Annotated in this window: 21 protein-coding genes; 8 read left to right on the top strand and 13 right to left on the bottom strand. The window is 63.7% G+C overall.

The window, feature by feature from the left end; translation table 11 throughout:
- Positions 1-8 precede the first annotated feature (8 nt).
- Together L630_RS0112610 and L630_RS0112605 are read right to left on the bottom strand one after the other, a co-directional pair.
- On the bottom strand, positions 9-995 hold the full coding sequence (locus L630_RS0112610; protein WP_024848615.1) for an iron ABC transporter substrate-binding protein: 987 nt from the start codon (positions 993-995) through the stop codon (positions 9-11).
- A 400-nt stretch (positions 996-1,395) separates the two neighbouring features.
- The gene (locus tag L630_RS0112605) at positions 1,396-3,354 is read right to left on the bottom strand and encodes an acetoacetate--CoA ligase (protein WP_024848614.1); all 1,959 of its coding nucleotides are present in this window, start codon (positions 3,352-3,354) and stop codon (positions 1,396-1,398) included.
- Positions 3,355-3,542: 188 nt separating this feature from the next.
- On the opposite strand from L630_RS0112605, the gene L630_RS0112600 reads away from it, so the two are divergent.
- Positions 3,543-5,408 carry an AsmA family protein gene (locus L630_RS0112600; RefSeq protein ID WP_198019547.1) on the top strand — a complete coding sequence of 622 codons (1,866 nt, stop codon included), beginning with the start codon at positions 3,543-3,545 and terminating at the stop codon, positions 5,406-5,408.
- 9 nt (positions 5,409-5,417) lie between these two features.
- On the opposite strand, the gene L630_RS0112595 is transcribed toward L630_RS0112600, so the two are convergent.
- The 9 genes from L630_RS0112595 to aceA form a co-directional block, all read right to left on the bottom strand.
- The gene (locus L630_RS0112595) at positions 5,418-6,239 is read right to left on the bottom strand and encodes an ABC transporter permease subunit (protein ID WP_024848612.1); all 822 of its coding nucleotides are present in this window, start codon (positions 6,237-6,239) and stop codon (positions 5,418-5,420) included.
- Position 6,240: 1 nt separating this feature from the next.
- Positions 6,241-7,212, bottom strand: coding sequence for an ABC transporter permease subunit (locus L630_RS0112590; protein ID WP_024848611.1), 972 nt, complete (start codon positions 7,210-7,212; stop codon positions 6,241-6,243).
- 15 nt (positions 7,213-7,227) lie between these two features.
- Entirely contained in the window at positions 7,228-8,367 is a 1,140-nt protein-coding gene (locus L630_RS0112585) for an ABC transporter ATP-binding protein (protein WP_024848610.1), read from the bottom strand.
- A gap of 76 nt (positions 8,368-8,443) precedes the next feature.
- Positions 8,444-9,541 (bottom strand): polyamine ABC transporter substrate-binding protein, encoded by a 1,098-nt coding sequence (locus tag L630_RS0112580; protein WP_024848609.1) that lies wholly within the window; start codon positions 9,539-9,541, stop codon positions 8,444-8,446.
- A 119-nt stretch (positions 9,542-9,660) separates the two neighbouring features.
- Positions 9,661-11,004, bottom strand: coding sequence for a glutamine synthetase family protein (locus L630_RS0112575; protein ID WP_024848608.1), 1,344 nt, complete (start codon positions 11,002-11,004; stop codon positions 9,661-9,663).
- 199 nt (positions 11,005-11,203) lie between these two features.
- A complete protein-coding gene (locus L630_RS0112570) occupies positions 11,204-12,145 on the bottom strand; it encodes a DMT family transporter (RefSeq protein ID WP_024848607.1) in 942 nt (313 codons plus the stop codon).
- 134 nt (positions 12,146-12,279) lie between these two features.
- Positions 12,280-12,717: a hypothetical protein gene (locus L630_RS0112565; RefSeq protein ID WP_024848606.1), complete on the bottom strand. Its 438-nt coding sequence runs from the start codon at positions 12,715-12,717 to the stop codon at positions 12,280-12,282.
- A gap of 224 nt (positions 12,718-12,941) precedes the next feature.
- A complete protein-coding gene (locus L630_RS0112560; RefSeq protein ID WP_024848605.1) occupies positions 12,942-13,193 on the bottom strand; it encodes a hypothetical protein in 252 nt (83 codons plus the stop codon).
- 23 nt (positions 13,194-13,216) lie between these two features.
- Positions 13,217-14,506, bottom strand: a complete 1,290-nt coding sequence (gene aceA / locus L630_RS0112555) for an isocitrate lyase (RefSeq protein ID WP_024848604.1) — start codon at positions 14,504-14,506, stop codon at positions 13,217-13,219.
- Positions 14,507-14,737: 231 nt separating this feature from the next.
- On the opposite strand from aceA, the gene L630_RS0112550 reads away from it, so the two are divergent.
- The 4 genes from L630_RS0112550 to L630_RS0112535 all read left to right on the top strand — a co-directional run bounded on the left by L630_RS0112550 (position 14,738) and on the right by L630_RS0112535 (position 19,453).
- Positions 14,738-16,156 carry a helix-turn-helix domain-containing protein gene (locus L630_RS0112550; RefSeq protein ID WP_024848603.1) on the top strand — a complete coding sequence of 473 codons (1,419 nt, stop codon included), beginning with the start codon at positions 14,738-14,740 and terminating at the stop codon, positions 16,154-16,156.
- A gap of 73 nt (positions 16,157-16,229) precedes the next feature.
- Positions 16,230-17,663 carry a glutamine synthetase family protein gene (locus L630_RS0112545; protein WP_024848602.1) on the top strand — a complete coding sequence of 478 codons (1,434 nt, stop codon included), beginning with the start codon at positions 16,230-16,232 and terminating at the stop codon, positions 17,661-17,663.
- 44 nt (positions 17,664-17,707) lie between these two features.
- Positions 17,708-18,091: a four helix bundle protein gene (locus L630_RS0112540; RefSeq protein WP_034330242.1), complete on the top strand. Its 384-nt coding sequence runs from the start codon at positions 17,708-17,710 to the stop codon at positions 18,089-18,091.
- A gap of 63 nt (positions 18,092-18,154) precedes the next feature.
- Positions 18,155-19,453: an FAD-binding oxidoreductase gene (locus L630_RS0112535; protein ID WP_024848600.1), complete on the top strand. Its 1,299-nt coding sequence runs from the start codon at positions 18,155-18,157 to the stop codon at positions 19,451-19,453.
- A gap of 48 nt (positions 19,454-19,501) precedes the next feature.
- Here the strand turns inward: L630_RS0112535 and L630_RS0112530 are convergent, their stop codons facing one another.
- Positions 19,502-20,251: an SDR family oxidoreductase gene (locus L630_RS0112530; RefSeq protein WP_024848599.1), complete on the bottom strand. Its 750-nt coding sequence runs from the start codon at positions 20,249-20,251 to the stop codon at positions 19,502-19,504.
- 9 nt (positions 20,252-20,260) lie between these two features.
- Complete coding sequence (locus L630_RS0112525) at positions 20,261-21,736, bottom strand: aldehyde dehydrogenase family protein (protein ID WP_024848598.1); 1,476 nt, start codon at positions 21,734-21,736, stop codon at positions 20,261-20,263.
- 204 nt (positions 21,737-21,940) lie between these two features.
- Here L630_RS0112525 and zwf point away from each other — a divergent pair, with 204 nt between their 5' ends.
- From zwf to edd, 3 genes are read left to right on the top strand one after another with little or no spacing between them, the layout of a single operon-like run.
- Positions 21,941-23,410, top strand: coding sequence for a glucose-6-phosphate dehydrogenase (gene zwf / locus L630_RS0112520; RefSeq protein ID WP_024848597.1), 1,470 nt, complete (start codon positions 21,941-21,943; stop codon positions 23,408-23,410).
- Position 23,411: 1 nt separating this feature from the next.
- Positions 23,412-24,104 (top strand): 6-phosphogluconolactonase, encoded by a 693-nt coding sequence (pgl, locus tag L630_RS0112515; RefSeq protein WP_024848596.1) that lies wholly within the window; start codon positions 23,412-23,414, stop codon positions 24,102-24,104.
- Positions 24,105-24,119: 15 nt separating this feature from the next.
- Positions 24,120-25,946: a phosphogluconate dehydratase gene (gene edd / locus L630_RS0112510; protein WP_024848595.1), complete on the top strand. Its 1,827-nt coding sequence runs from the start codon at positions 24,120-24,122 to the stop codon at positions 25,944-25,946.
- Positions 25,947-26,773 lie beyond the last annotated feature (827 nt).

The raw sequence follows: 26,773 nt of genomic DNA, 5'->3' as shown, positions 1-26,773 counted from the left end.
CATGGTTGTCAGAGCAGGCCTACTTCACGCAGCAGAGCCAGCGTTCCTTCAAGGTCGCTGATCTGGTCGATGTCGATCTTGGGGCTGATTTCCTGCACGGTCGCGAAGGATTCCAGCGTCGTGTTGACGATGAGGCCCGGGATCACCGGATACTCGTTGCCCTGCAGCGTGATGTACTGCTGCGCGACCGGCGACAGGAGATATTCGAGGAATTTCTTCGCGTTCTCCTGGTTGTCGCTCGCCTTGACGATGCCGGCACCGGCGACGTTCAAAAGGTTGCCGATGTCACCCGCCTTGAAGTGCGTCATCGCCACCGGATAGTCCGGATCCGTCGCAAGGTAGCGGCCAAGGTAGTAGTTGTTCACCAGCCCGAAATCGACTTCGCCATTGGCGATGCCCTCGATCTGCGCGCCGTTGTTCTTGTAGACCTTGGCCTCGTTGGCGATCATGCCTTCGAGCCACTTCTTGGCGGCATCATCGCCATGGGCGACGCGGTAGGCGGTCACGAACGCCTGGAACGAACCATTGGTCGGCGCCCAGGCAACCTTGCCCTTGTACTTAGGGTCGGTCAGGTCATCGATCGAGGCCGGGAGATCGGCCTCTTGCACGCGCTCCTTCGAGTAGACGAGCACGCGCGAGCGGCCGCTGGTCGGAACCCACTTGTTGTTGACGTTCCTGAAGGCCTCGGCCACGCCCTGGCTCATCTCGGGCGGAAGGTCAGCAAACAGCGGGGCAATGGCACCAAGCGCGCCGCCATCCTGCGCCCAGAACACGTCGGCCGGCGACTGATCGCCCTCTTCCTGCAGAAGCGTCGCGAGCTCGGCCGTGCCGGCATAGCGGACGTTGGCCTTGATGCCGGTATCTTCCTCGAACTTCTTGATGACAGGGCCGATCAGCGCCTCGCCGCGACCGGAATAGATCGTCAGTTCCTGCGCCTGTACAGCAGCCGGAATACTTAGCGCCAGCGCAATAAAACCTGCGATAAGGCTCCTCATGCTCATGCTCCAGTTCAAGGTTGAACAGATGACATTGGGAGCATCACGGCGGGACAACCATCCTCTCCTTTAGATGCCCTGAAAGACCGGTACATTAGATGAGCGAGAAGTTCAAGTTTTATTCGGAACGGCCCATTCTGCTACCAGAACTACTTGCTTAACCCGCTAAGCAATAAAAAAAAGCGCTCCCGAAGGAGCGCCTGAAAAGTTTTCTCAGAAAGGCTGTCACACAAGGGCTTGAGCGACCCTTCGCCGGAGCGACGGACAACAATGTCCCTCAAGTTGTGTGCGACTATCGGGCCGCCGGAGTTAACAAATCCTTGCCGGGGTCCTGACAGTTTTACCGATCGATAGTCTCCCTGAAATCTAGGTAAATTCCGGGGCAAGGAACCGTTAACCCTTAGTTCTGCAGTTCCGGCAGGTCGCGGAAAAGCTCCAGCGCCTCGGGATTTGCCAGCGCCTCCTTGTTCTTCACTTCGCGGCCGTGAACGACGTCACGTACCGCCAGCTCAGTGATCTTGCCGGACTTGGTGCGAGGAATGTCGGCGACGGTAACGATCTTCGCCGGCACGTGGCGGGGGCTCGCCCCGGTGCGGATTTTCGTGCGGATCTTCTGCTCGAGTGCCGCATCGAGCGTCACGCCCGGCGCCAGCCGCACGAACAGGACGACGCGCACGTCGCCCTCCCAGTCCTGACCGATGCAGATCGCCTCGAGGACCTCGTCGAGCTGCTCGACCTGGTTGTAGATTTCCGCCGTTCCGATGCGCACACCGCCCGGATTGAGCGTCGCGTCCGAGCGTCCATGGATGATCATGCCGTCGTGCTCGGTCCATTCGGCGAAGTCGCCATGGCACCAGACATTGTCGAAGCGCTCGAAGTAGGCCGACCGGTACTTTTTCCCCTCCGGGTCGTTCCAGAACATCACCGGCATCGACGGGAACGCCTTCGTGCAAACGAGCTCGCCCTTCTCCAGGCGCACCGGCTTGCCGTCGTCATTCCACACGTCCACCGCCATGCCGAGGCCCGGCCCCTGGATCTCGCCGATCCACACGGGCAGCGTTGGCACGCCGAGCACGAAGCAGGAGACGATGTCGGTGCCGCCCGAGATCGAGGCAATATGCACGTCTTCCTTGATGCCTTCGTAAACAAAGCGGAAGCACTCGGGCGCAAGCGGCGAGCCCGTCGACGAGATGACGCGAACCGACGAAAGGTCGTGCGTGTCGATCGGGCGCAGGCCCGCCTTACGTACGCTGTCAATGAACTTCGCCGAGGTGCCGAAGTAGGTCATCTTCCAGTCGCGGGCGTAGTCGAAGATGACATTGCCATCCGGATGGAAAGGCGAACCGTCGTAGAGCAGCAGCGTCGCGCCGGAGGCAAGGCCGGTGACCAGCCAGTTCCACATCATCCAGCCGCAGGTGGTGAAGTAGAAGAAGCGGTCGCCGTCGCGAATCCCGGCGTGCAGCCGGTGCTCCTTCACATGCTGCAGCAGCGTGCCGCCGGCCGAATGGACGATGCACTTCGGCACGCCGGTCGTACCCGACGAAAACAGGATGTAAAGCGGGTGGCTGAACGGCAGCCGCTCGAAGGTAAGTTCCGCAGGCTGATAAGGTGCAAGCGCCGCCTCAAGCGCCTCGGCCTTGTCGATTTTCGCAGCAACGCTTGCCGCCTCTCCCAGATAGTCGACGACAAATGCCGCGCGCGCCGTCGGCAGCTTGTCGAGCACCGCCGCAATCTTGGCGCCGACTTCGATGCGTTTGCCGGCATACCAGTAGCCATCGGGCGCAATGAACAGCACCGGCTCGATCTGGCCGAAGCGGTCAAGCACACCCTGCTCGCCAAAGTCGGGCGAACAGGACGACCAGATCGCCCCCAGCGATGCAGCCGCCAGCATGCCCGCAACCGTCTCCGGCATGTTCGGCATCATCGCCGCGATGCGGTCGCCCGCCTTGACCCCATGAGCGCGGAACAGCTGCTGCATGCGCGAGACCAGCGCGCGCAGCTCGTCCCACGACAGTACGCGTTCAACCTTGTCCTCACCGCGGAAGACGATCGCCTCCGCGCTGCCGCTCTTCTTCAAGAGGTTTTCCGCGAAGTTCAGCTTCGCGTCGGGGAAGAACTTTGCGCCCGGCATCTTGTCGCCGTCGACCAGCACCCGCTCGCCACGCTCGCCGACGATGCCGCAATAATCCCAAATGAGCGACCAGAAGGCCTCGCGCTCGTTGATCGACCAGTCGTGGAGGGCCCGGTAGCTGTCCAGCTTCGTGCCGCTTAGCTGTTCTGCCCGCCTTGCAAAATGGCTGATCGCGGCGCTTGCGATAGCCTCGGGTGACGGACTCCAGAGCGGGGATGCTTGCGACATATGCCTTCCTCCAAATGCATGTCGCGTCGGACTAAGCACAGGCCGAACGGACTACGCAAGCACCCGACCGGCAGATGTCCTGTTGGAAAACGCCACCTCGGGGCCACAAAAGGTTGAAATTGCCTATAGGTGGGAACGAAAGGGCGTAATACGCTCCACGCTCAGGGTGAATGCGAGGTCGGATGGGCTTGTCTACGGTCAAGAAGGGTATCGCTGCGCTCGCACTGCTCCTTCTGCTCGCGTTGCTATTCGTGACTATCCTGCCATGGATCGCGTCGACACAGATCGTGCGCGACCGCATCGCCTATGAGCTCTCCCTCTGGAGCGGTTATCGCGTCGCGCTCGGCGAGGCGCCGCAGCTTGAGGTGTGGCCTGCCTTCCGCGCGACCCTGCGCGACGTCTCGTTCCACGAATGGTCGGGCGAATCGCAGGCGGTCCTCGAAGCTGACCGGCTCGTCGTGTCGCTGTCGCCGCTTGCGGCGGTACGCGGGCGCATCGAGATGTCCGCGATCTCGATGTACCGCCCGTCGCTGCGGCTTACGCGTACCGAGACCTCACTGGAGCTCCCCGCTTCCCCCGGCGGCGGCCGCATTGTTCAGGCGATCCAGGCGGCCAAACGGCTGATCACCGCGGATCCGAAGAACCCGGATGTCACCTCCCTCCCCTCTGACGCCTTCGGCACCGTGGAATTCTCTGACGGCAGGATCGCCCTAGTTGACGGCGACAGTGTCGAGAGCCTGACGAACCTCAGCGGCAAGATCACCTGGCCGGCGCTCAACCGCACGCTGCGCGTCACCGCGAACGGCGTCTGGCGGGGGGAATCCGTCAATGTCGAAGCGTCGGCGGCGACGCCGCTGATCTTGATGGGCGGCGGCAGCGGCGACGTGACAGCGTCGCTCAAATCTGCGCTGGTCGAAGCCTCGTTCGAGGGCAAGGTCAACTTCAGCGGCGAGCGCTTCTTCGAAGGCAACGGGCAGATCAACACGCCAGCGCTGCGGCGCATGCTTGATTGGGCGCAGATACCGATCACGCCGAGCGGCACCATCGGCCCGGTTACGCTGACCAGCAACATCCGGGGCAACGCCCAGCGCGTGCGTCTTGAATCTGTGGCGCTCAACTTCGGCGGCAATAACGGCACCGGTGTCATCGACATCGCCTTTGCCGATCCCGTTCCCGCGATCTCCGGCACGCTCGCCTTCGACAAGCTGGACCTTCGCACCTACCTCGCCGGCTTCACCTCCATCGCAACCGGCAGGGGCAGCCTGTCGCAACCGCTTGAGACCGGCATCGCCCACCAGATGGCCCTCGACCTGCGGCTGTCTGCGGCAACGGCCACGCTCGGCAACGCCGAGCTCACCGACGTCGCCGCCTCGACGCAGGTCAAGGGGCCGCTGATGGCGCTCGACCTGTCGCACGCCAACGGCTTCGGCGGCGAGTTGCAGGCGGGCCTTCGCATCGACAAGGCCGACGACAAGAAGACAGTCGAGATCCGAATGATAGCCACCGAGGTGGAGGCGCTGCAGCTTGCAAAGGCGGCGGGAGCAGAAAAGCTGCTGCCGCAGGGCCGTACCAATATTTCCGTCATGCTCAAGGGCACCGGAGATGACTGGAACGCCGTGCTTGGCTCGGCGGAAGGCTCCGTCACCACAACCCTTGGCCAGGGCTCACTCGGCGGCCTCGACCTCGCCAAGTTCCGCAACCGCTGGGCGGCCGGCGGCTTCTTCGCGCTGTCGGAAGTGGCGGGCGGTCCCATCGCCCTCAAGGGTGCCGACTTCAAGGCCAAGGTGACCGGTGGCGTTGCGCGGATCGAGAAGGCGGACGTCTTCCTCGACGACCAGCGCGTCTTCTCCTTTACTGGCATCATCCCCTATTTCGGGCGCGCGCTTGCAATCTCAGGCAAGCTCGAGCCGATCCTGCCGGACGGCACGCGCGGCCTTGCCGAGCTGCCGTTCTTCATCGGTGGGGCTTGGGATTCGCCTTATGTCGCGCCGGTCGTTCCCTCTGAGCAGCAGGAAGAGGCCCGGCCACAACCGCAGGCAGAACAGCAGCAGTAGAGCGCAGGCCTAGTTTGCCTGCGCCGCCGCCTGCTCGTCGCGCTGGCGCTGGATGTCGCGCCGCTTGTTGACGATCGCCGCCGCCAGCACGCCGATCGTCACCACCCCGATCAGCAGCGTGCAGACCGCATTGATTTCCGGCGTCACGCCGAGGCGGACCTGGCTGTAGATGCGCATCGGCAGCGTGGTTGCGCCTGGACCCGAGGTGAAGCTCGCGATCACCAGGTCGTCGAGCGACAGGGTGAAGGCCAGCATCCAGCCGGAAACGACCGCAGGCAGGATCACCGGCAGCGTGACATGGATGAAGGTCCTGAACGGCGTGGCGCCAAGGTCCATCGCCGCTTCCTCGAGCGAACGGTCGAAGCTCATCAGGCGCGACTGCACCACCACCGCCACGAAGCACATGGTGAATGTGATGTGCGCGAGAACGATGGTCAGGAACCCGCGATCGAGGCCGACTGCCACGAACAGCAGCAGCAGCGACAGGCCGGTGATCACCTCCGGCATCACCAGCGGCGCGAATACCATGCCGGAGAACAGGAAACGGCCGCGGAAGCGTGTGTAGCGCACGAGCGCAAGGGCCGCGAGCGTGCCGAGCACCGTGGCAACCGTCGCCGAGATGAAGGCGACGCGCGCCGTAACCCATGCCGCATCCAGCAGAAGGTGGTTCGACAGCAGCGAGGCGTACCACCTCGTCGAGAACCCTCCCCAGACCGTGACCAGCTTGGAGTCGTTGAACGAATAGATCACCAGCAGCACGATCGGCAGGTAAAGGAAGGCAAAGCCGAGGACGAGCGCGGTGATGTTGAAGCGGCTGAGCTTGCCCTGCATGTCAGCGCTCCTGTTCCTGAGAACGCGCCTGGGCACGCTGGAAGAACATCATTGGCACCACCAGGATCAAAAGCAGGACCACCGCCACCGCCGATGCCACGGGCCAGTCGCGGTTGCCGAAGAACTCGTTCCACAGCGTCTTGCCGATCATCAGCGTCTGCGAGCCGCCGAGTAGGTCGGGGATGACGAACTCGCCGACAGCCGGGATGAACACCAGCAGGCAGCCCGCGACGACGCCCGGCAGCGACAGCGGGAAAGTGATCTTCCAGAAGGCGGAGATCGGCGGACAGCCGAGGTCCTGCGCCGCCTCGATCAGCGAGAAGTCCATCTTCTCGAGCGTAGCGTAGAGCGGCAGCACCATGAACGGCAGGTACGAATAGACGATGCCGATGTAGATCGCCGTGTGCGTGTTCATGATCTGCAGCGGCGAGTCGATGACGCCGGCCCACATCAGGAACTGGTTGAGGAGGCCCTCCGGCTTGAGGATGCCGATCCAGGCGTAGACGCGGATCAGGAAGCTCGTCCAGAACGGCAGGATGACCAGCATCAGCAGCACCATGCGGATCGAGCTCGGCGCGCGCGCCATAGCATAGGCCATCGGATAGCCGACCAATAACGCAAGGAAGGTCGAGATCGCGGCGATGACGACGCTGGAGATGTAGGCGTTGAAGTAGAGCGGATCGTCAACCAGCCACAGATAGTTGGCGAAGGACAGCTCCTTCACGTTCTCCCAGAAACCCGAAAGCCCGTCCTCCCAGCTGAACACCGGGAAATACGGCGGCATGGAGATCGCCGTCTCCGACAGCGAAATCTTGAAGACGATCGCGAAGGGCGCGAGGAAGAAGACCAGCAGCCAGAGATAGGGGACGACGATCACCAGCCGGCTGAGGATAGCCGACAGGACGATTCCGCCCGGCCCGTGCGAAGCACTTGCCTCGCTCGCCGGTCGGGTCACTGCGCTCGCCTGGGACATGTCATCTACTCCAGGCTAGCGGGTCAGAACCACGCCGGCATCCGGCGCGAAGGAAATCCATGCCCGATCGGACCAGGTCAGCGGGTCCTCGCTGACGCGGGCGCTGTTAAGCGCGCTCGCCTTCACGACCTGACCGTCGCCGAGCTTGATGTGGTAGACCGTCATGTCGCCGAGATAGGCGATATCCCAGACCTCGCCTTCCATCGCGTTGGCGGCGGTCTCCGGCCGCTTGGACGTGACCCTGATCTTTTCCGGACGGATCGCAAACGCGACGTCCGCGCCGGGGGCGGCGTCGCCGGCGTTCTCGACCGAAATCTGCGCGCCGCTGTTACCCTTGATGACGACGCTGTTGCCGTTGCGGCTGGTGACGGTTCCTTCCAGCATGTTCACGCTGCCGACGAAATCGGCGACGAAGCGCGAGCTCGGCGCTTCGTAGATTTCGGCGGGCGTTGCGACCTGCATCACCTTGCCCTTGTCCATGATGGCGATGCGGTCGGCCATGGTCATGGCCTCCTCCTGGTCGTGCGTGACGACGACGAAGGTAAGGCCCAGATCCTGCTGCAGGTCCATGAGTTCGAACTGGGTTGCCTCGCGCAGCTTCTTGTCGAGCGCGCCGAGGGGTTCGTCGAGGAGCAGCACCTTCGGGCGCTTGGCGACCGAGCGGGCAAGCGCGACGCGCTGGCGCTGGCCGCCCGACAGCTGATGTGGCTTGCGCTTGGCGAACTGCTCGAGCCGGACGAGCTTGAGCATTTCGGCGACACGTTCGGCAATCTGAGCCTTCGGCATGCCGTCCTGCTTGAGGCCGAAGGCGATATTGGCTTCCACGGTCATATGCGGGAAAAGCGCATAGGACTGGAACATCATGTTGACCGGCCGCTTGTAGGGTGGAATGCCGGCAAGGTCCTGGCCGTCGAGCAGGATGCGACCCGAAGTCGGCGTCTCGAAGCCGGCCAGCATGCGCAGCAGCGTGGACTTGCCGCAGCCGGACGCGCCGAGCAGCGCAAAGAACTCGCGTTCGTAGATGTCCAGCGACAGGTCGTTGACCGCGGTGAAGTCGCCAAAACGCTTGGTCACATTCTGGAACGAGATGTAGGGCCGCGCCTGTGGATCATTCCAGGGTGCGAAGCTCCTGCGGATGCTACCAAGCGATTTCATTGTCGAGGTTCCCCGTCCCGATCATTGCGCTGGCAAGGCAGCGCCGGCAGCTTGTGCCGGCGCCGCGCTATGTTGCTTACTGGCCGGTGACGACCTTGGTCCACAGGCGCGTCACCAGACGCTGCGTGCGGCTGTCATACGGCAGGTGCGTGAAGAGCGTCTTCTTCGCCTCGTCGTCCGGATAGATCGCCGTGTCTTCGAGGACTTCCTCGTCGATGAATTCCTGCGAGGCGAGGTTGCCGTTCGCGAAGTAGACGTAGTTGGTCGCCTTGGCGATGACTTCCGGCTCCATGATGAAGTTCAGGAACTCGTGCGCTTCCTCGATGTGCGGCGCGTCGGCCGGGATCGCCATCTGGTCGAACCACATCTGGGTTCCTTCCTTCGGCGCCACATAGGCGACGGTCACGCCCTGGTCGGCCTCGGCGGCACGGTCGCGCGCCTGCAGCACGTCACCCGACCAGCCGACGGCCAGGCAGATGTCGCCATTGGCGAGCGCGTTGATGTATTCCGACGAGTGGAACTTGCGGATGTGCGGACGGATCGACAGCAGCACTTCCTCGGCCTTGGCCAGGTCCTCGGCCTCATGGCTGTTCGGATCGATGCCGAGATACTGCAGCACGATCGGCACCATGTCGCTCGGGGAATCCAGCATGTAGACGCCGCAGTCGGCGAACTTCGCCGCGTTCTCCGGCTTGAAGAGGACGTCCCACGAGTCGATCTTGTCGGTGCCCATGATCTCGGTCATCTTCTGGACGTTGTAGCCCAGACCGATCGTGCCCCACATGTAGTTGATCGAGTAGTCGCCGCCCGGATCGTACTTGTCGGTCTGCTGGCTGACGAAGTCCCACATGTGCTTGAGGTTCGGCAGCTTGTCCTTCTGCAGCTTCTGGAACACGCCCGCCTGAATCTGGCGCGAGAGGAAGTTGCCGGTCGGCACGACGACGTCATAGCCCGAGCCGCCCGACAGAAGCTTGGTTTCCAGAAGCTCGTTGGAATCGAACACGTCGTAGACGACGCGGATGCCGGTCTTCTCCTGGAACTCGCTGATGATGGAATCGTCGATGTAGTCGGACCAGTTGTAGACGTTGACGACGCGGTCCTGTGCCTGAGCTGCCGCCGAAAAAGCCACAGCGGCGAGTGCAGCCGACGAAAGCAACAGCGCTTTGCGGATCATGATGTTCTCCTCTGAAAAGTGTTTTTGCCCCGGGCCGACACCCTGCCCTCCCGCTGCATTTTGTGGAAAGCCTATTGACGTTTTTGCAGTGCGACAAGCGGGAAAAACGTCATTCAACTTCAAAGATAAGTTGTTCGTTCCAGCGGAGTGATTTCGCCCCAAAATGCCATGATTTCCGCACGCTTAAGGTCCTTGTACACCTTGGCTAGCAGCGGCCCGAGAGCCCGTTCGGCAAAGTCTCCCTTCTCCATCAGCTGAAGCGCTTCGTCCATGTCGTCGGGCAGATGCAGGCCTTCGTCGTCATAGGCATTGCCCTGGATCGGCGGCGGCGGGACCTGCTTGTTCTCGATGCCTTCGATCATGCCCTGGATGACCGCGGCCATGACGAGATAGGGGTTGGCATCCGCACCGGCGATGCGGTGCTCGACACGCCGGTTCTCGTCGTTCGACACTGGAATGCGCAGCGCGACCGACCGGTTGTTCTCGGCCCAGACTGCACGGGTCGGCGCATACGAGCCGGGGGTGATGCGGCGGAAGCCGTTCCACGTGTTGATGAAGAGAAGCAGCGACTCCGGCATGGTCTTGAGGAGCCCGGCAACCGCCGACTCCAGCACGGGGCGCCCTTCCTTGCCGGCGAAGATGTTCTTGCCTTCGGCATCGAGGATCGAAGCGTGCACATGCATGCCGTTACCGGCATATTCCAGGAAAGGCTTCGCCATGAACGTCGCGGTCAGCCCATGCGCGCGGGCGCAGCCCATCACGATGCGGCGCAGCAGGATGACGTCATCGGCCGCCTTGAGCGGATCGGCGCGGTGCTTGAGATTGACCTCGAACTGGCCGGGAGCCGCCTCCTTGATGATCGTGTCGATCGGCAGTTTTTGCGCCTGGGCCGCGTCGCGGATCATCTCGAACAGGTCGGCATGCTCGGCGAGATCGTCGAGGCCGTACATGCGCAACCGGTCCGGGCCTGCCATCGCGCCCACCGGCGCCGGCATGCCGTCGTCCCAGTCGGTTTCCGGATCGAGGAGATAAAATTCGAGCTCGAAGGCGACGACCGGGTAAAAACCCTTGGCGTTCACCTCGGCAACCTTCTTCTTGAGCACCTGGCGCGGGTCGGCCAGGAACGGCTCGCCCTCGGGCGTGAAGGTCTGGAGAAGGACCTGAGCAGTCTTGCGCTTGGCCCAGGGAACGATGGCGAGGGTGTCTCGCGTGGCACGGCAGTAGCCGTCCTGGTCGCCAGTCTCGATATGAAGCCCTGTTTCGGTAACTTCGCGGCCCCAGACGTCGAGGCCATGCAGCGACATCGGGAAATTAACGCCCTCCCGGAAGGCCTTCTTGAGCGCGTCTGCGGGCGCCCATTTCCCCCGCATGACCCCGTTCGGGTCAACGAGCAGAAATTCTACCGCCTCAAGGTCAGGATGTTCCTGCATGAAGGCGTGATATTCGTGCTCATGTTCGCACATACCCGGACCGCTTGAGCCGCCGGGATCGACGGTTTTGGTATTTTCTAGTTCAGGGGCTTTTCTCTCTATTTCCGCAAGTTTCAGACTCCCGCTTCCAGGAGCCCCAGCTAAAGTTTCTCGCAAGATAAACCTGTATCGTTGTTGCCGATTATAGCAGGGTGCCCGTGCGTCTTGCGGCTGTCAACGGGGCAAACCTTTGCTACTTCGGCCCCGCAATACCGGTTACGCCGGGACGTTGCGGACGAGACATTCGCGCGAACTGAAGCAGGATATGCGACATGAGTGCGCCGAGCACGATCGCGCCGCCGATCAGCGTGCGCGTCGCCGGCACCTCGCCATGGACCAGCCAGACCCACACGGGACCAAGCAGCGTCTCGAAGGTGCCAAGCAGCGCGGCATAGGAGGCAGCGATCATGCGCGCGCCCGTGGCGAACAGGGCAAGGCCGAGGCCAAGCGTCACCGCGCCGAAGGCGAACAGGAAGCCCATGTCCTGGCCGGATACCGCAAGTCCTGACGCCTGGCTCGCTGCAAACGCGCCCGCCAGCGCCGTTCCGAGGCACATCGCCGGGGTCATGCGCACGTTGGAGAAGCGGCGCGTCAGCACGGTCACGATGGCGAACATGATGACGATCAGGACCGCAAGCCCGTTGCCGATCAGCGAAGTGTCGGAGCCGAGCGAGTCCGATACCATGACGCCAACGCCGAAGATCACGGCGAAGATCGCGATCCAGGTCGAAAGCGAGATACGCTCGCCAAGGAAAATGAACGAGAGCAGCGCGGCAACCAGCGGTGTGCCAGCCTGGATGAGAAGGATGTTGGCGACCGTGGTATGGCCAAGCGCCACCACGAACGAGGAAGTGCAGACGGCAAGGCACGCCGCCACCGCGACGCCGACGAGCCCCATGCCGCGAAACAGGCTGAGCGTGCCGCGCAGACCGTCGCGCCAGACCATGAAGCCGAACAGGAAGGAAGCAGCCCAGAAAGAGCGCCAGAAGATCACGGTCCAGGAGTCACCCGTCTCGATGAAGCGAGCCACCGTGCCGCCGAAGCTCCAGCACAACGCCGAAAGGAAGACGAGGACGAACCCCAGCCGCTCATCCTGAGTGGCAGGCGCCGGTGTCGGGGAGACTACGCTGGTCATCGGAGGGGCCCGGATCGAGAACTATCGGGACGATCGCTAGCGAGTTCCACGGTCGCCTTGGTGGTCCAAAAGCGACCGGCGGATTGGCACACGCGACGGGGCCGAAAATTCCCTGCTGCGGGCCACTCGCCCGCTTAGTCGGAAATGCGGACGAGGAGGCTCTCGATGACGGGCTGCAGGCGTTCGGGCGTGATCGGCTTCACCACGACGGCGTCGAAGATGGTGTCATTGTCCGCGGCGCGCGGACAGTGCGGCGAGGTGCAGAGGATGATCACATAGGGAAGCTTTTGTGCTCGCTCGCGCCGGCGTTCGGCCAGCGGGGTCAGAAGATGCTCCCATTCCTTTTCGTCTTGACCGGCGTCAATTATGACGAAGCCTGGCTCCTTTGCCGGAAGAACAAGCCGCGCCTTGTCAGGTGATTCGCTCAGTACTTTCAGACCCGCGCGCTCGGCGATCTTGGCGACGACGATCTGATTTACCCGCGAAGACCCGACGATAAGCGCGAGCTTCGTATCTGGCAGAGGAAAACGCGGTTCCTTTATATCGGAACCGGCCATGTTTTGGTTCGGCATGAGACTGCCACCACTTCTTCTGAAGTCGTGATTGGGATTCTACTCAGACGGAATGGCGGCATTGTTTTCACGGGTGACGTAAAGTCAACCGTTCGTATTTGCGAATATGAACATTACTTAACAATAAACAGGCAAGAGCAGCATGGATGACATGCCGCTCCTTGGGTGCTCCTCATACCCTACCTGCCGGCAATGGTGCCGGGACGCATGTGCACAGGCCGTTTTCAGGCCGCGTTGCGCGATTGGGTTACGATCACCGGGATCAGAAGATCTCCCCAGTTGCCTTCGCCGCTGTGATGACGGGCGGAGCGCACCAGCTCGACGGACACCCCGGCTTCCACCGCCTTCATCACCGACTGGTTCAGGCGATGGAGGTCGTTTGCCACCATGCGGATGACCACCTGCTGGTCCTCGTTCATGGCCGAGGCCTGTTCCTCCGCCCTTTCCCTGACGCGTGTCCTGGGTGTCGTGTTCATGATGCTCTCCTTCCTGGAGCTTGTTACTCCGCCGCCGGGCGGAACTGTTCGTGTTCGGTGGATTCCTTCATCGCCGTGGTCGAGGACTGACCGCCGGTGATGGCGAGCGAAACGGCGTCGAAGTAGCCGGTGCCAACCTCGCGCTGGTGCTTGGTCGCGGTGTAGCCATAGGCCTCGGCCGCGAACTCGGCTTCCTGCAGTTCGGAGTAGGCCGCCATCTGGCGCTCCTTGTAGCCCTTGGCCAGCTCGAACATGCCATAGTTCAGCTGGTGGAAGCCGGCGAGCGTGATGAACTGGAACTTGTAGCCCATCGCGCCCAGCTCCCGCTGGAACTTGGCGATCGTCGCGTCGTCGAGGTTCTTCTTCCAGTTGAACGACGGCGAGCAGTTGTAGGCGAGCTTCTTGCCCGGATGCACCTTGTGCACGGCCTCGGCGAACTTGCGCGCCTGCTCGAGATCCGGCTTGCCGGTCTCCATCCAGATCATGTCGCAGTGCGGCGCGTAGGCGATGGCGCGGGCGATGCACGGCTCGAGACCGTTCTTCACCTGGTAGAAGCCTTCGACCGTGCGGCCGGCATCGTAGTCCACGAACGGACGGTCGCGCTCATCGATGTCCGAGGTCAGCAGCTTCGCCGCTTCCGCATCGGTGCGCGCAATGATCAGCGTCGGCACACCCATCACATCAGCCGCAAGACGCGCCGCGTTGAGGTTGCGGATGTGCGCCGCGGTCGGGATCAGCACCTTGCCACCGAGGTGGCCGCACTTCTTTTCCGAAGCCAGCTGGTCCTCGAAGTGAACGCCAGCGGCACCGGCCTCGATGAAGGCCTTCATGATCTCAAAGGCATTCAGCGGGCCGCCGAAGCCGGCCTCCGCGTCGGCGACGATTGGCGCGAACCAGGTCTCGACCGACAGGCCCTTGCCCTCCGAAACCTCGATCTGGTCTGCGCGCTGCAGGGTGCGGTTGATGCGCTTCGCCAGCTCAGGAGCCGCGTTCGCCGGATAGAGCGACTGGTCCGGATACATCGCCGACGCGGTGTTGGCGTCAGCAGCGACCTGCCAGCCGGAGAGATAGATCGCCTTGAGGCCGGCGCGAACCATCTGCATCGCCTGGTTGCCCGACAGGGCGCCCAGCGCGTTGACGAAATCTTCCTCGTGAATGAGCTTCCACAGGCGGTTCGCCCCCTGCTCCGCGAGCGTGTACTTGATCTGGACCGAGCCGCGCAGCCGCTCGACATCCGCCGGCGTGTACGGCCGCTCGATGCCGTCGAAGCGGCCTTCAGCTGCACCCGGGATCAAGTTGTAAAAATCAGTCATGATGAAATTACTCCGTCGCTGGCGTTCGTCGTCGGAAGCGCCCTTGCCCGCGCCTCTCTCGTGCCTTGATTTACATTGCGGTGCGAAAACCAACGAGGAAAATGCGATTTCGGCTCCGAAAATTCGGGTGAACTTGTATTGCGGTTCACAGATGCCGGTTGTAAATTTGTGAAAACTGTAAAACATGAGCATCAGCCGCAGCTGTAAAACGCTCATACAAAAGGCGTCGTTATGGCCGAGCAGAAGATCTTCGCGGGCCCCCGCATCCGCCGCGTGCGCCTCGCCAAGGGGCTGACCCAGACGGCGATGGCCGAGGGGCTGGGCATCTCGCCCTCTTATCTCAACCTCATCGAGCGCAACCAGCGGCCGCTCACCGTGCAGCTGCTGCTGAAACTCTCCTCCGTCTACGGCGTCGAACCCGAGGAGCTGCAGGGCGAGGCTGGCGGCACGGTCACGGCGCTGCGCGAGGTGTTCGCCGATCCCCTCCTGGTCGGCGAACTACCCGGCGACCAGGAGCTGATCGAGGTGGCCGACTCGGCACCCAATGCGGCGGCGGCGATGGTGAAGCTCTTTCGCGCCTACAAGGAGCAGGCCGAGCGGCTGTCGGACCTCTCCGAAATGCTTGCGCGCGAGGGCCGCGCGACGTCGCTGATCTCGGCGCGGCTGCCGGTCGACGAGGTGCGCGAGACGTTCGAGCGCCGGCCCAACTATTTCCAGTCGATCGAGGAAGAGGCCGAGGCCTTCGTCCAGCTGCTCGATCCGGGCGATGATTTGTTCGGCGCGCTGAAAGAATGGCTGAAGCGCGAATACGGCATCGTCGTGCGCACGCTCCCAGTCGCCACAATGCCGAACTGGCGTCGCCGCTATGACCGCCACTCGCAGCGCCTGTTCATCTCCGAGCGGCTGTCGCCGTTCGATCAGCTGCGCGAAGTAGCGATGGAAGCGTGCCTCATCCGCATGCAGGTGGCGATCGCCGCCGAACTCAAGGCGCTGAAGCTATCGAGCGATGAAGCACGGCGCCTCGCCCGCTTCGAGCTCGCCCGCTACGCCGCGCATGCGCTGATGATGCCCTACCAGCCGTTCCTCTCCGCTGCCCAGCGCGCCCGCTACGACATCGACGTGCTGCGCTCGCGCTTCGGCGTCTCGTTCGAACAGGCCGCGAACCGGCTGACGACCCTGCAGCGCAAGGGCGCGTCCGGCGTTCCGTTCTTCATGCAGGAGGTCGACAATGCCGGCAACCGCTTTCGCCGCGCCGGCGCGGAGGGCTTTCCGCATGGCCGCTTCGGCGGCGGCTGCCCGAAGCTCGCCGTGCATGCTGCCTTTGCCCAGCCGGGCCAGGTGCTGGTCGAGGTGGTCGAGATGCCGGACGGAGGGAAGTTCCTTACCATCGCCCGCACCCTCGAAGGCCCGCAGGGCGCGTTCAACGAGCGGCCGCGCCGCACCGCGATCCTGATCGGCTGCGAGATCGAGCACTGCGACGAAATCGTCTATGCCGCCGCCCTGCCCTTTGCTTCGCCGCCAACGCCGATCGGCCCGGCCTGCCGGCTGTGCGAGCGTGTCGGCTGCCTTGCCCGCGCGGAACCGCCGGTGACGCGACCGTTGGGGCTTGATGAAATGGTGACGGGACTGAGCGCTTTTGACTTCCAGTAGCGCGGTTTGTCACCCTTCCCTTTCCTCGCATGCCGCGTTTATAGTCGCATCATTCCAACTCTATTGGTGATTGATGTCAGTCAAGAAAAAGGAAATCCGCTCCTCAAATCGCGGTGCCCGTCCGCGCGTCCCGGAATTCGTCGAAAAGCAGCGAGGCGTGAAGAACTGGCAGGAAGCCTCGTCCTGGCTTGAATGGCGGGGCATCGAAGACATCGAGTGCATCACGCCCGATCAGGCCGGTGTGGCCCGCGGCAAGATGATGCCGACGAAGAAGTTCACCTCCAATACCTCGCTGGCGCTTCCTTCGGCGGTCTTTATGACCACGATCTCCGGCCGCTATCCGGAGGATGGCGACGGCTTCGTCTATCCGGAAGACGACGGCGACCTGAAGCTGATGCCGGACCTGTCGACGCTGTCGGTAGTGCCGTGGGAAACGGACCCGACCGCGCAAGTGATCTGCGACCTCGTCCACCAGGACGGCCGCTTCGTCGAATTTACGCCGCGCAATGTGCTGCGCCGCGTAGTCGATGCCTATGCAAAGCGCGGCCTGAAGCCGGTCGTCGCGCCGGAGATTGAATTCTATCTCGTGCGCATGAACCCCGACCCGGACTATCCGCTGGAGCCGCCAGTGGGACGCAGCGGTCGCGCCATCGGTGGCGGACAGGGCTATTCCATCGCCGGCGTCAACGAGTTCGACGAACTGATCGACGACATCTACCACTTCTCGGAAGGCCAGGGCCTCGAGATCGACACGCTCATCCATGAAGAAGGCGCCGGACAGCTCGAGATCAACCTACGCCATGGCGACCCGATCGAGCTCGCCGACCAGGTATTCATGTTCAAGCGCACGATCCGCGAAGCGGCGCTGAAGCACGGCACCTACGCGACCTTCATGGCAAAGCCCATTCAGGGCCAGCCCGGTTCGGCGATGCACATTCACCAGTCGATCGTCGACATCAAGACGGGCCAGAACATCTTCACCGGCCGGAACGGCGAGGAAACCGACGAATTCCGCAACTTCATCGGCGGCATGCAGAAGCATATCCCGAATGCGCTGGTGATGCTGGCTCCGTACGTGAACTCCTACCGCCGCCTCACCCAGGCAGCATCGGCACCGGTCAACACCAAGTGGGGCTACGACAACCGCACGGTCGCCTTCCGCGTGCCGCGTTCGGACCCGGCCGCGCGCCGCGTCGAAAACCGCATCCCGTCGTCGGACGCCAATCCGTATCTGGCGCTCGCGGCATCGCTCGCCTGCGGCCTGATCGGCATGGTGCTGAACGAGGCCTGCGACCAGCCGGTGCAGTCAGCCGCCAACGAGGACGCCATCGACCTGCCGCGCGGCCTGCTCGAAGCGGTCGAACTGTTCGAGAAGGACACGACGCTGCGTGAAATCCTCGGCGACTCGTTCGTCACCACCTACGCCGCGATCAAGAAGGCCGAGTTCGAGACCTTCATGGAGGTCATCAGCCCGTGGGAGAGAGAGTATCTGCTGCTGAACGTGTGATGATTTAGGGGAGTAGGGGCTTAGGGGGCTAGGGGCGTTAGGGAGTGGCTGGAAGCGTCGAGAAGATCAGGTCATACAAGGATCTTCTGGTCTGGCAGCAGGCCATGCAGCTCGCCGCCGACACCTACCGCCTCACTGCCCGCTGGCCGAAGGAAGAACTGTACGGCCTGACCAGCCAGGCCCGGCGAGCAGCAGCTTCAGTTCCGGCCAACATTGCCGAGGGCTTTGGACGGGGGAACCGCGGTTCCTACGTCCAGTTCCTCCGCATTGCGCAGGGATCGCTGAAGGAACTGGAGACACACGTGCTGCTCGCTGTCCGCGTCGAAATTGCTCCTGAGGCCGAAATTGAGCCGCTGCTGGCCCAAACGGAAAGTGTCGGCAAGCTACTACGACTTCTGATCTGGAAACTCGTGCCCGATCAGCCCTAGCTACCTAATTACATAAGTCCCTAAGCACCTACTCACTTATTCACCTAAGCCCCGAAGCACCTAATGTCCCATTCACCCAAGTACCTCTCCCCAATCTCGCCCGGCTATTCCTGGTACGAGGACACCGTCGGCGAGCGGCCGGAATATCCGCCGCTCGACGGCGATGTGACCGCTGACGTCGTCATCATCGGTGGCGGGTTTACCGGACTGTCCGCGGCTGCTCATCTCGCCAGAGCCGGCACAAGTGTCGTCCTCATCGAGGAACATCGCTTCGGCGACGGCGCGTCGGGCCGCAATGGTGGTCAGATGGGCACCGGCCAGCGCGAATGGGCCGAGGATACGGAAGCCGCGCTCGGCTTTACCCGCGCCAAGGCGTTGTTCGACCTTGCTGAGGAAGCCAAGTCGCACCTCCTCTCCTTTGCGCAGAGCAACGGCATCGATATCGACTTCATGCCGGGCCAGCTTTCGGTCGCGCACAAGCCGCGCTACGTGCGCCACTACCGCGAGCATGCCGAAGTCATGGCGACGCGCTACGGCTACCCGCACATTTCCTTCATGGACCAGAAGGAGACGGCGGAGCGGCTGGGCTCGACCCACTACTATGGCGGCATTCGCGACACCGGCACCGGCCATATCCACCCGCTGAAGCTGCTCGTCGGAACGGCCGAGGTGGCCGCGGCGGCCGGCGCGCGGCTGCATGAAAAGACGCGTGCCAACGGTATCACTTCGCAGGGCGGCAAGGTGCGCGTGACGACCGCGCGCGGCACCATCGCTGCGTCAAAGGCGCTGATCGCCGTCAACGCCTACAACGAGAAGCTCGAGCCGATCACCTCCGCGCATGTGATGCCGATCGGCTCCTTCATCGGCGCGACGCCGCCGCTCGGCGACGACAGTCCGATCCTGCCGGGCTTCGAATCCGTCGACGACTCACGCTTCGTCGTCCGCTACTTCCGCCGCTCGAAGGATGGCAGGCTGCTGTTCGGCGGCCGCGAGATCTACGCGCCGGGCGATCCGAAGGACCTGCACGGGCCGATCCGGAGGCAGATCGTCGAGGTCTACCCGCAGCTCAAGGACGTCGAGCTCACTCACACCTGGGGCGGCTATGTCGGCATCACGATGCCGCGCACGCCGTTCGTGCGTGAGGTGATGCCGAACGTCATCTCGGTCGGCGGCTATTCGGGTCACGGCGTGATGCTGTCGAACTTCGTTGGCAAGCTGTTCGCCGAGACGGTGCTGGGCAATCGCGAGCGGCTGAAACTGTTCGAGGAACTGAAGATCCCGCCATTCCCGGGCGGCACGAAGCTGCGCACGCCGCTGCTGTTCCTGGCACTCAACTGGTACGCCCTGCGCGACAGGTTCTGAGCAAAATGGGCCGCGCCTGCAGGCACGGCCCATCGCAATCTTGCAAATTTAGATGCAGCGGCCGCCGTCGACCTCGAGCGCGACGCCGGTGATAAAGGCCGCTTCTTCCGAGGCCAGCCACAGCGCGGCATTTGCGATGTCGAGCGGGGTCGACAGACGGCCAAGCGGGATCGAGGACCTGAACTTCTCGCGAAGCTCCGGCGTGTCGGCGCCCATGAACTGCGCCAGCATGCCGGTCTCGCCCGCCACCGGGCAGAGGCAGTTGACGCGGATGTTCTTCGGGGCGAGCTCCACCGCCATCGACTTGGTCGCGGTAATGACCCACCCCTTGGAGGCGTTGTACCAGGTCAGCCCCGGACGTGGCCGCAGGCCCGCCGTCGAGGCGGTGCTGATGATCGAGCCGCCGCCCTGCTTTTCCAGGATCGGCACCACCGCCAGCGTCGAATAGTAGATCGCCTTCATGTTGACGGCATTGATGAGGTCGAAGGTGTCCTCGCTGACGCCCAGCAGGTCGCCGTTGCGGTGCGTGAAGCCGGCGTTGTTGACCATGATGTCGATGCGGCCGAAGGCGTCCATCGCCTTGGCGACCATCTCGTCGATCTCGGACTTCATGGACACGTCGGTCTGCACCCAGACGGCATTCTCGCCGATTTCCTCGGCCACGCGTTCCGCGCCCTTGGCGTTGAGGTCCGCCACCACCACCTTCGCGCCCTCTTCGGCAAAACGCTTGGCGATCCCCTCTCCGAAGCCGGACGCACCACCAGTGACGATCGCAACCTTGTCTTTCAGACGTGCCATTAATTCCCCCTAGCCGTGGTTGAACACGACCGTCTTGGTCGCGCTCATGTCGTAGAGTGCTTCAAAACCCTTCTCGCGCCCGAAGCCAGACTTCTTGAAGCCGCCGAACGGGAGTTCGATGCCACCGCCCGCGCCGTAGCCATTGACGAAGACCTGTCCCGCGCGCACGCGCTTGGCGACGCGGTGCTGGCGCGCGCCATCCTTCGTCCAGACGCCGGCAACGAGACCATAGTCGGTGCCGTTGGCAAGGCTAACGGCCTCCTCCTCGCCCTCGAACGAGAACAGCGACAGCACCGGCCCGAACACTTCCTCCTGCGCGATTGTCGCGTTCGGATCTACCGAACCGAACAGCACCGCCGGGTGGTAGAAGCCGTCTTCCGGCGCATCCGGATGGATCGACCCTTCGGCGAGCACCGGAATGCCGGCCTCGCGCGCGGCATTCACCATGCCGGCGACGCGGTCGCGCTGCTTGGCGTTGATGAGCGGGCCAAGGTCAAGATCGGCCTCGTGCGGGCCGGCGACGAGCCTGGAAAACCGATCAGCCAACGCCGATGCAACCTGCTCGTAGATCGACTTTTCGATCAGCACGCGGCTGCCTGCCGAGCAGGTCTGGCCGGCGTTCTGGATGATGGCGTTGACGAGCACCGGCAGTGCCGCCTCGATGTCTGCATCGGCAAAGACGATCTGCGCCGACTTGCCGCCGAGCTCCATCGTCGTGCCGCGGTTGTTGACCGCAGCTGCCTGCTGGATCGCCGTGCCGGTCACGGTCGAGCCGGTAAAGGTCACGTAATCGACGAGCGGATGCGAGGAAAGCGCCGCGCCCGCGTCGCGGCCATAGCCGGTAATAACGTTGAACACGCCCTCCGGCACACCGGCTTCGAGCGCCAGCTGGGCGATGCGGATCGCCGTCAGCGAGGCATCCTCGGCCGGCTTCACCACCAGCGTATTGCCCATGGCGAGTGCCGCGCCCGCCACGCGGGCGAGGATCTGCATCGGGTAGTTCCACGGGATGATGCCGGCGACCACGCCGTGCGGCTCGCGCAGCGTCAGCGCCGTATAGCCATCGAGGAACGGTATCGTGTCACCGTGGATCTTGTCGCCCGCGCCCCCATAGAACTCGTAGTAGCGCATGGTGGCTACGACGTCTGCCTTGCCCTGGCGCACCGGCTTGCCGGTGTCGCGGGATTCGAGTGCCGCGAGCTCGTCGCCGTGCTTCTCGACCAGATGGAAAAGCCGCGTCAGGCACCGGCCGCGCTCAACCGCGGGCATCTTGCTCCACGGGCCTTCATAGAACGCCTTGTGCGCGGCCCTGACCGCGCGGTCGACGTCCGCGGCACCGGAGGCCGGGATCGAGGAAAACACCTTGCCGTCTGACGGGCAGATGACGTCGATTCGCTCGCCGGACAATGCGTCGACCGACTTGCCGTCGATGAGGTTCATGAAGGCCACGCCTTCGGCGACGGTCTGCGAAAGGGCTGTACCCATGCCAATATCCTCCCGTTGTCCCTGCCCATAGCGGCTTGAAAGCCGGCGGACCATGGACCAGTTCTTACTCGTGACAAAACCAGCGCACGCCGTAGTGTCAAGAGAAAGGCCGAGACCTAACGCGGTCAGGCAATTCGCTCTGGCCTTATTAAATCGATTAGATTATACCGCATTGCAAATGCGGAAGCAGGATTCACGACCTACATGAGCAGCCAGATCATCCCCGTCGACCCGTTCGACTTCGTCATCTTCGGAGGGACCGGTGACCTCGCCGAACGTAAGCTTCTGCCGGCTCTCTACCAGCGCCAGATGGCAGGCCAGTTCCAGGAACCTACCCGGATCATCGGCGCTTCGCGCTCGCCGCTCAGCGACGACGCCTACAGGGATTTTGCCCGCACCGCCATCACTTCCTTCGTGAAGAAGGAAGAGATCGACAATGGCCAGCTCGAATCCTTCCTCGCAAGGCTGAGCTACCAGCAGGTCGACGCCAGGAGCGGCGAGGGTTTCGACAATCTCAAGCAGGCGCTCGGCACCAGCGAAGCTGTTCGGGTATTCTACCTGGCCGTCGCGCCAAGCCTGTTCGGCGACATCGCGAAGAACCTTGCCGCGCACGAACTCAACCGGGGCAATGTCCGCATCGTCGTCGAAAAGCCGATCGGCCGCGACCTTGAGACCGCCAAGCAGCTGAACGACGCCATCGGCAGCGTCTTCAGCGAGCACCAGATCTTCCGCATCGACCACTATCTCGGCAAGGAGACGGTGCAGAACCTGATGGCGCTGCGCTTTGCCAACGCGCTCTACGAGCCGCTGTGGAACTCGGCGCATATCGACCACGTGCAGATCACGGTCGCCGAAACCGTCGGCCTCGAGGACCGCGTCAGCTACTACGACAAGGCAGGTGCGCTGCGCGACATGGTGCAGAACCACATGCTGCAGCTGCTGTGCCTCACCGCCATGGAGCCGCCGTCCTCGATGGACGCCGATGCCGTGCGCGACGAGAAGCTGAAGATCCTGCGCTCGCTGCGTCGCATCTCCGAGCGTGACGCGGCCAAGCTCACCGTGCGCGGCCAGTACCGCGCCGGCGCTTCCTCCAGCGGCGTGGTCAAGGGTTATGCCGAGGAGCTCGGCGCCCCCAGCGACACCGAAACCTTCGTCGCCATCAAGGCCGAAGTAGGCAACTGGCGCTGGGCGGGTGTGCCGTTCTACCTGCGTACCGGCAAGCGACTTGCCGAGCGCGTCTCGGAAATCTGCATCCAGTTCAAGCCGGTGCCGCACCTCCTCTTCCCGGAAAGCGCCGGGGTGATGCAGGCCAACCAGCTCGTGATCCGCCTGCAGCCGGACGAAGGCGTCAAGCAGTGGATCATGATCAAGGATCCGGGCCCGGGCGGCATGCGCCTGCGCCACGTTCCGCTCGACATGAGCTTCGCCGACGCCTTCGAGGTCCGCAATCCGGATGCCTATGAGCGCCTGATCATGGATGTCGTGCGCGGCAACCAGACGCTGTTCATGCGCCGCGACGAGATCGAGGCGGCGTGGGAGTGGATCGATCCGATCCATGCGGCATGGGCGACCAACCAGCAGAGCGCGCAGGGCTACACCGCCGGCACCTGGGGGCCCTCCTCGTCGATCGCGCTGATCGAGCGCGACGGCCGCACCTGGCATGAGAGTGTCTGAGATGCAGGTGAACTGGCAGACCTATCCGGATTCCGCGGCGCTTGCCGAGGCACTCGCCTCGACCGTCGCCGCGAAGCTCGGCGAGGCCATCGCCACGCGCGGCGGCGCGTTCATCGCCGTCTCGGGCGGCTCGACGCCGAAGAAGTTCTTCGCGGCGCTGTCGCGCAAGCCGCTCGACTGGGCGAAGGTGACCGTCACCCTCGTCGACGAGCGCTTTGTCGATGAAGCGTCCGACCGTTCCAACGCCTCGCTGGTGCGCAGGAACCTTTTGCAGAACGAGGCGGCGGCGGCCCGCTTCATCGGCCTCTACCACAATGCGCGCGACGCGAATTCTGCCGCGCATCAGGCATCCGAGGACCTCGTCGTCCAAAATTGGCCACTCGACGTCGCGATCCTCGGCATGGGCACGGATGGCCACACGGCATCGTTCTTTCCGGACGCGCCAAATCTGGCCGCCTTGCTCGACCCGGCGCGTCCGACGCTGGTGGAAGCGGTCGACACGGTTGCGGGAGGAGAGCCGCGCCTGACCTTGCCGCTTGCCCGGCTGATCGAGGCCGGCTTCGTCGCATTGCATATCGAAGGGGAGGAAAAGCGCAGCGTGCTGGACGCGGCGATGCAGCCAGGATCGGAACTCCCGGTCAGCGCCGTCCTGAGGCACGCACGGGAACCCTTGCCGGTCTACTGGGCCGGCTGAGCAATCGGTGACGCCATGACAGTCAGACAGGAAATCGCAGCGATCACGGCCCGCATTGCCGAGCGCTCGAAGCCAACGCGTGAAGCCTATCTTGCGCGCATCGACGCCGCGATCGAGCAGGGCCCGCATCGCACCACCCTTTCGTGCGGCAACCTCGCCCACGGCTTTGCCGCCTGCGGCGCCGTCGACAAGGCGCTGCTTGCCGCCGACCGCGTGCCCAACCTCGGCATCATCACCGCCTATAACGATATGCTCTCGGCGCACCAGCCGTTCGAGACCTTCCCGGCGCTAATCAAGCAGGCAGCCGCGGAAGCCGGCGGCGTCGCGCAGGTCGCGGGTGGCGTGCCAGCAATGTGCGATGGCGTCACCCAGGGCATGCCGGGCATGGAGCTGTCGCTGTTCTCGCGCGACGTGATCGCGATGGCGGCGGCTGTCGGCCTGTCGCACAACATGTTCGACGCGGCCGTCTTCCTCGGCGTCTGTGACAAGATCGTGCCCGGCCTCGTCATTGCCGCGCTCACCTTCGGCCACCTGCCGGCTGTGTTCATCCCCGCCGGGCCGATGACCTCCGGCCTGCCGAATGACGAGAAGGCGCGCGTGCGCCAGCTTTACGCCGAGGGCAAGGTCGGACGCGCCGAGCTACTCGAGGCCGAGTCGAAGTCCTATCACGGCCCCGGCACCTGCACCTTCTACGGCACGGCCAACTCCAACCAGATGCTGATGGAGATCATGGGCCTGCACACGCCGGGCTCGTCCTTCGTCAACCCGAACACGACTCTGCGCGATGCGCTCACCCGCGAGGCGGCAAAGCGCGCGCTCGCGATCACTGCGCTCGGCAACGAGTTCACGCCTGTCGGTCGCATGATCGACGAGCGCTCGATCGTCAACGGCGTCGTCGGGCTGCACGCCACCGGCGGCTCGACCAACCACACCATCCACCTGATCGCGATGGCGGCTGCTGCTGGCATCCGGCTGACCTGGCAGGACATTTCTGATCTCTCCGACGTCGTACCGCTGCTGGCGCGCGTCTATCCGAACGGCCTTGCCGACGTGAACCACTTCCACGCGGCCGGCGGCATGGGCTTCCTGATCCGCGAATTGCTCGACGCCGGCTACCTGCACGAGGACGTCAAGACCGTCTGGGGCGATGGCCTGCGCGCCTACACGATCGAGCCACATCTTGCCGACGACGGCACCGTCGCCCGCGTGCCGGCACCTGCTGTCAGCGGCGATCCGAAGGTGCTGACGACCGCCAGCGCGCCGTTCCAGCCGACCGGCGGCCTCAAGGTGCTCAAGGGCAATCTGGGCGCCGCGATCATCAAGACGTCGGCCGTGAAGCCGGAGCGCCGCATCATCGAGGCCCCTGCGCGCGTCTTCCATAGCCAGGAAGAGCTCAACGCCGCCTTCAAGGCGGGCGAGCTTACCAGCGACTTCGTCGCGGTGGTGCGCTTCCAGGGCCCTAAGGCGAACGGCATGCCAGAGCTTCACCGCCTGACCACCGTGCTTGGCGTGCTGCAGGATCGCGGCCTCAAGGTCGCGCTCGTCACCGACGGGCGCATGTCGGGCGCCTCCGGCAAGGTCCCGGCGGCGATCCACGTCACGCCCGAGGCGCTCGACGGCGGCCCCATCTCTCGCATCCGCAATGGCGACATCATCCGCCTCGACGCGGAAGCCGGTACGCTGGAAGTGAAGGTCAATGAGGCCGAATTTTCCGCGCGCGAGCCTGCCGTCGCCGACCTTTCCGGCAACAGCTTCGGTTTCGGCCGCGAACTGTTTGCCGGCATGCGCGCCCTTGCCTCCCGCGCCGATCAGGGCGCCTCGGCATTCGGCGAGGCGGCGTGACGAGGGGTAGTGACGTGGCCTGAAAAGCCGTTATGCCGGCGCAGCGGCAATCCGCGAGCTTCGGGTCGCGATCCCGAAAACGCCGCCGCACCGCGGTCATACCTGCCCCGCCGGTTCACCTTTGCCCTTCAGGCATGGGCCCTCGTGTCAAGCCCGAGGGTGACGAGCGGGGAGGAGCTGCAACCCTCATCTGACGCAGCGGGGGAGAAGCCGCAAATGTAGTTTCGGTCGGGAGCCTCTAACCCCTTGACTCCCGAACGCCCATTGGGACGCGCCGACGCTGCCGACTTGTTCCGAAACATTCTTCCTATCGTCACCCTCGGGCTTGACCCGAGGGTCCATGCCGGAACGCTTCGGCAGCGTGCCAGCGTTGCGGGATCGGCTACCGCAGCCCGCGAGTGACAGAGCAGGGAAGGCCCCAAACCCTTATCAAGTTCTCACCCGCTAAACTACCTGATGGAACGCGCCAACGCCGCAGACCTGTTCCGAAACTTTTTTCCCTCGTCACCCTCGGGCTCGACCGGGGGTCCTGTGTGTTTGCGGAGGTGTAGAATGGTTGCGGGAAGGAGGCCGNNGGNATCCTGGTCGCCTCCGCTTGGGAAAGCAGACCGTGGCATGGCCTGGCCCCTTCCCGCAGTGCTGCTTTGAACCTGAACAGTTGCACGAGGCTGCTTACCCAGACCTCGCACCACAGGAACAGGCCCCATGACCTTACACCCAAACTTCATCGGCTGCGACGTCTCCAAGGACACCCTCGATCTCTTCGATCCCGAAAGCAGCCGCTACCGGCGCGTGGCCAACCGCTTCGAGGCGCTGCAGGACTTTGC

This window comes from Aminobacter sp. J41, assembly GCF_000526635.1.
In the GTDB taxonomy this organism is placed as follows: Bacteria; Pseudomonadota; Alphaproteobacteria; order Rhizobiales; family Rhizobiaceae; genus Aerobium.
This window is presented reverse-complemented; position numbering and strand designations above follow the sequence as displayed.

Excerpts from the sequence above, each read along its gene's own strand:
- L630_RS0112610 (WP_024848615.1), bottom strand. The coding sequence starts at position 995 with ATGAGGAGCCTTATCGCAGGTTTTATTGCGCTGGCGCTAAGTATTCCG.
- L630_RS0112605 (WP_024848614.1), bottom strand. The coding sequence starts at position 3,354 with ATGTCGCAAGCATCCCCGCTCTGGAGTCCGTCACCCGAGGCTATCGCA.
- L630_RS0112595 (WP_024848612.1), bottom strand. The coding sequence starts at position 6,239 with ATGCAGGGCAAGCTCAGCCGCTTCAACATCACCGCGCTCGTCCTCGGC.
- L630_RS0112590 (WP_024848611.1), bottom strand. The coding sequence starts at position 7,212 with ATGTCCCAGGCGAGCGCAGTGACCCGACCGGCGAGCGAGGCAAGTGCT.
- L630_RS0112585 (WP_024848610.1), bottom strand. The coding sequence starts at position 8,367 with ATGAAATCGCTTGGTAGCATCCGCAGGAGCTTCGCACCCTGGAATGAT.
- L630_RS0112580 (WP_024848609.1), bottom strand. The coding sequence starts at position 9,541 with ATGATCCGCAAAGCGCTGTTGCTTTCGTCGGCTGCACTCGCCGCTGTG.
- L630_RS0112575 (WP_024848608.1), bottom strand. The coding sequence starts at position 11,004 with ATGTGCGAACATGAGCACGAATATCACGCCTTCATGCAGGAACATCCT.
- L630_RS0112570 (WP_024848607.1), bottom strand. The coding sequence starts at position 12,145 with ATGACCAGCGTAGTCTCCCCGACACCGGCGCCTGCCACTCAGGATGAG.
- L630_RS0112565 (WP_024848606.1), bottom strand. The coding sequence starts at position 12,717 with ATGCCGAACCAAAACATGGCCGGTTCCGATATAAAGGAACCGCGTTTT.
- L630_RS0112560 (WP_024848605.1), bottom strand. The coding sequence starts at position 13,193 with ATGAACACGACACCCAGGACACGCGTCAGGGAAAGGGCGGAGGAACAG.
- aceA (WP_024848604.1), bottom strand. The coding sequence starts at position 14,506 with ATGACTGATTTTTACAACTTGATCCCGGGTGCAGCTGAAGGCCGCTTC.
- L630_RS0112550 (WP_024848603.1), top strand. The coding sequence starts at position 14,738 with ATGGCCGAGCAGAAGATCTTCGCGGGCCCCCGCATCCGCCGCGTGCGC.
- L630_RS0112545 (WP_024848602.1), top strand. The coding sequence starts at position 16,230 with ATGTCAGTCAAGAAAAAGGAAATCCGCTCCTCAAATCGCGGTGCCCGT.
- L630_RS0112535 (WP_024848600.1), top strand. The coding sequence starts at position 18,155 with ATGTCCCATTCACCCAAGTACCTCTCCCCAATCTCGCCCGGCTATTCC.
- L630_RS0112530 (WP_024848599.1), bottom strand. The coding sequence starts at position 20,251 with ATGGCACGTCTGAAAGACAAGGTTGCGATCGTCACTGGTGGTGCGTCC.
- L630_RS0112525 (WP_024848598.1), bottom strand. The coding sequence starts at position 21,736 with ATGGGTACAGCCCTTTCGCAGACCGTCGCCGAAGGCGTGGCCTTCATG.
- zwf (WP_024848597.1), top strand. The coding sequence starts at position 21,941 with ATGAGCAGCCAGATCATCCCCGTCGACCCGTTCGACTTCGTCATCTTC.
- pgl (WP_024848596.1), top strand. The coding sequence starts at position 23,412 with ATGCAGGTGAACTGGCAGACCTATCCGGATTCCGCGGCGCTTGCCGAG.
- edd (WP_024848595.1), top strand. The coding sequence starts at position 24,120 with ATGACAGTCAGACAGGAAATCGCAGCGATCACGGCCCGCATTGCCGAG.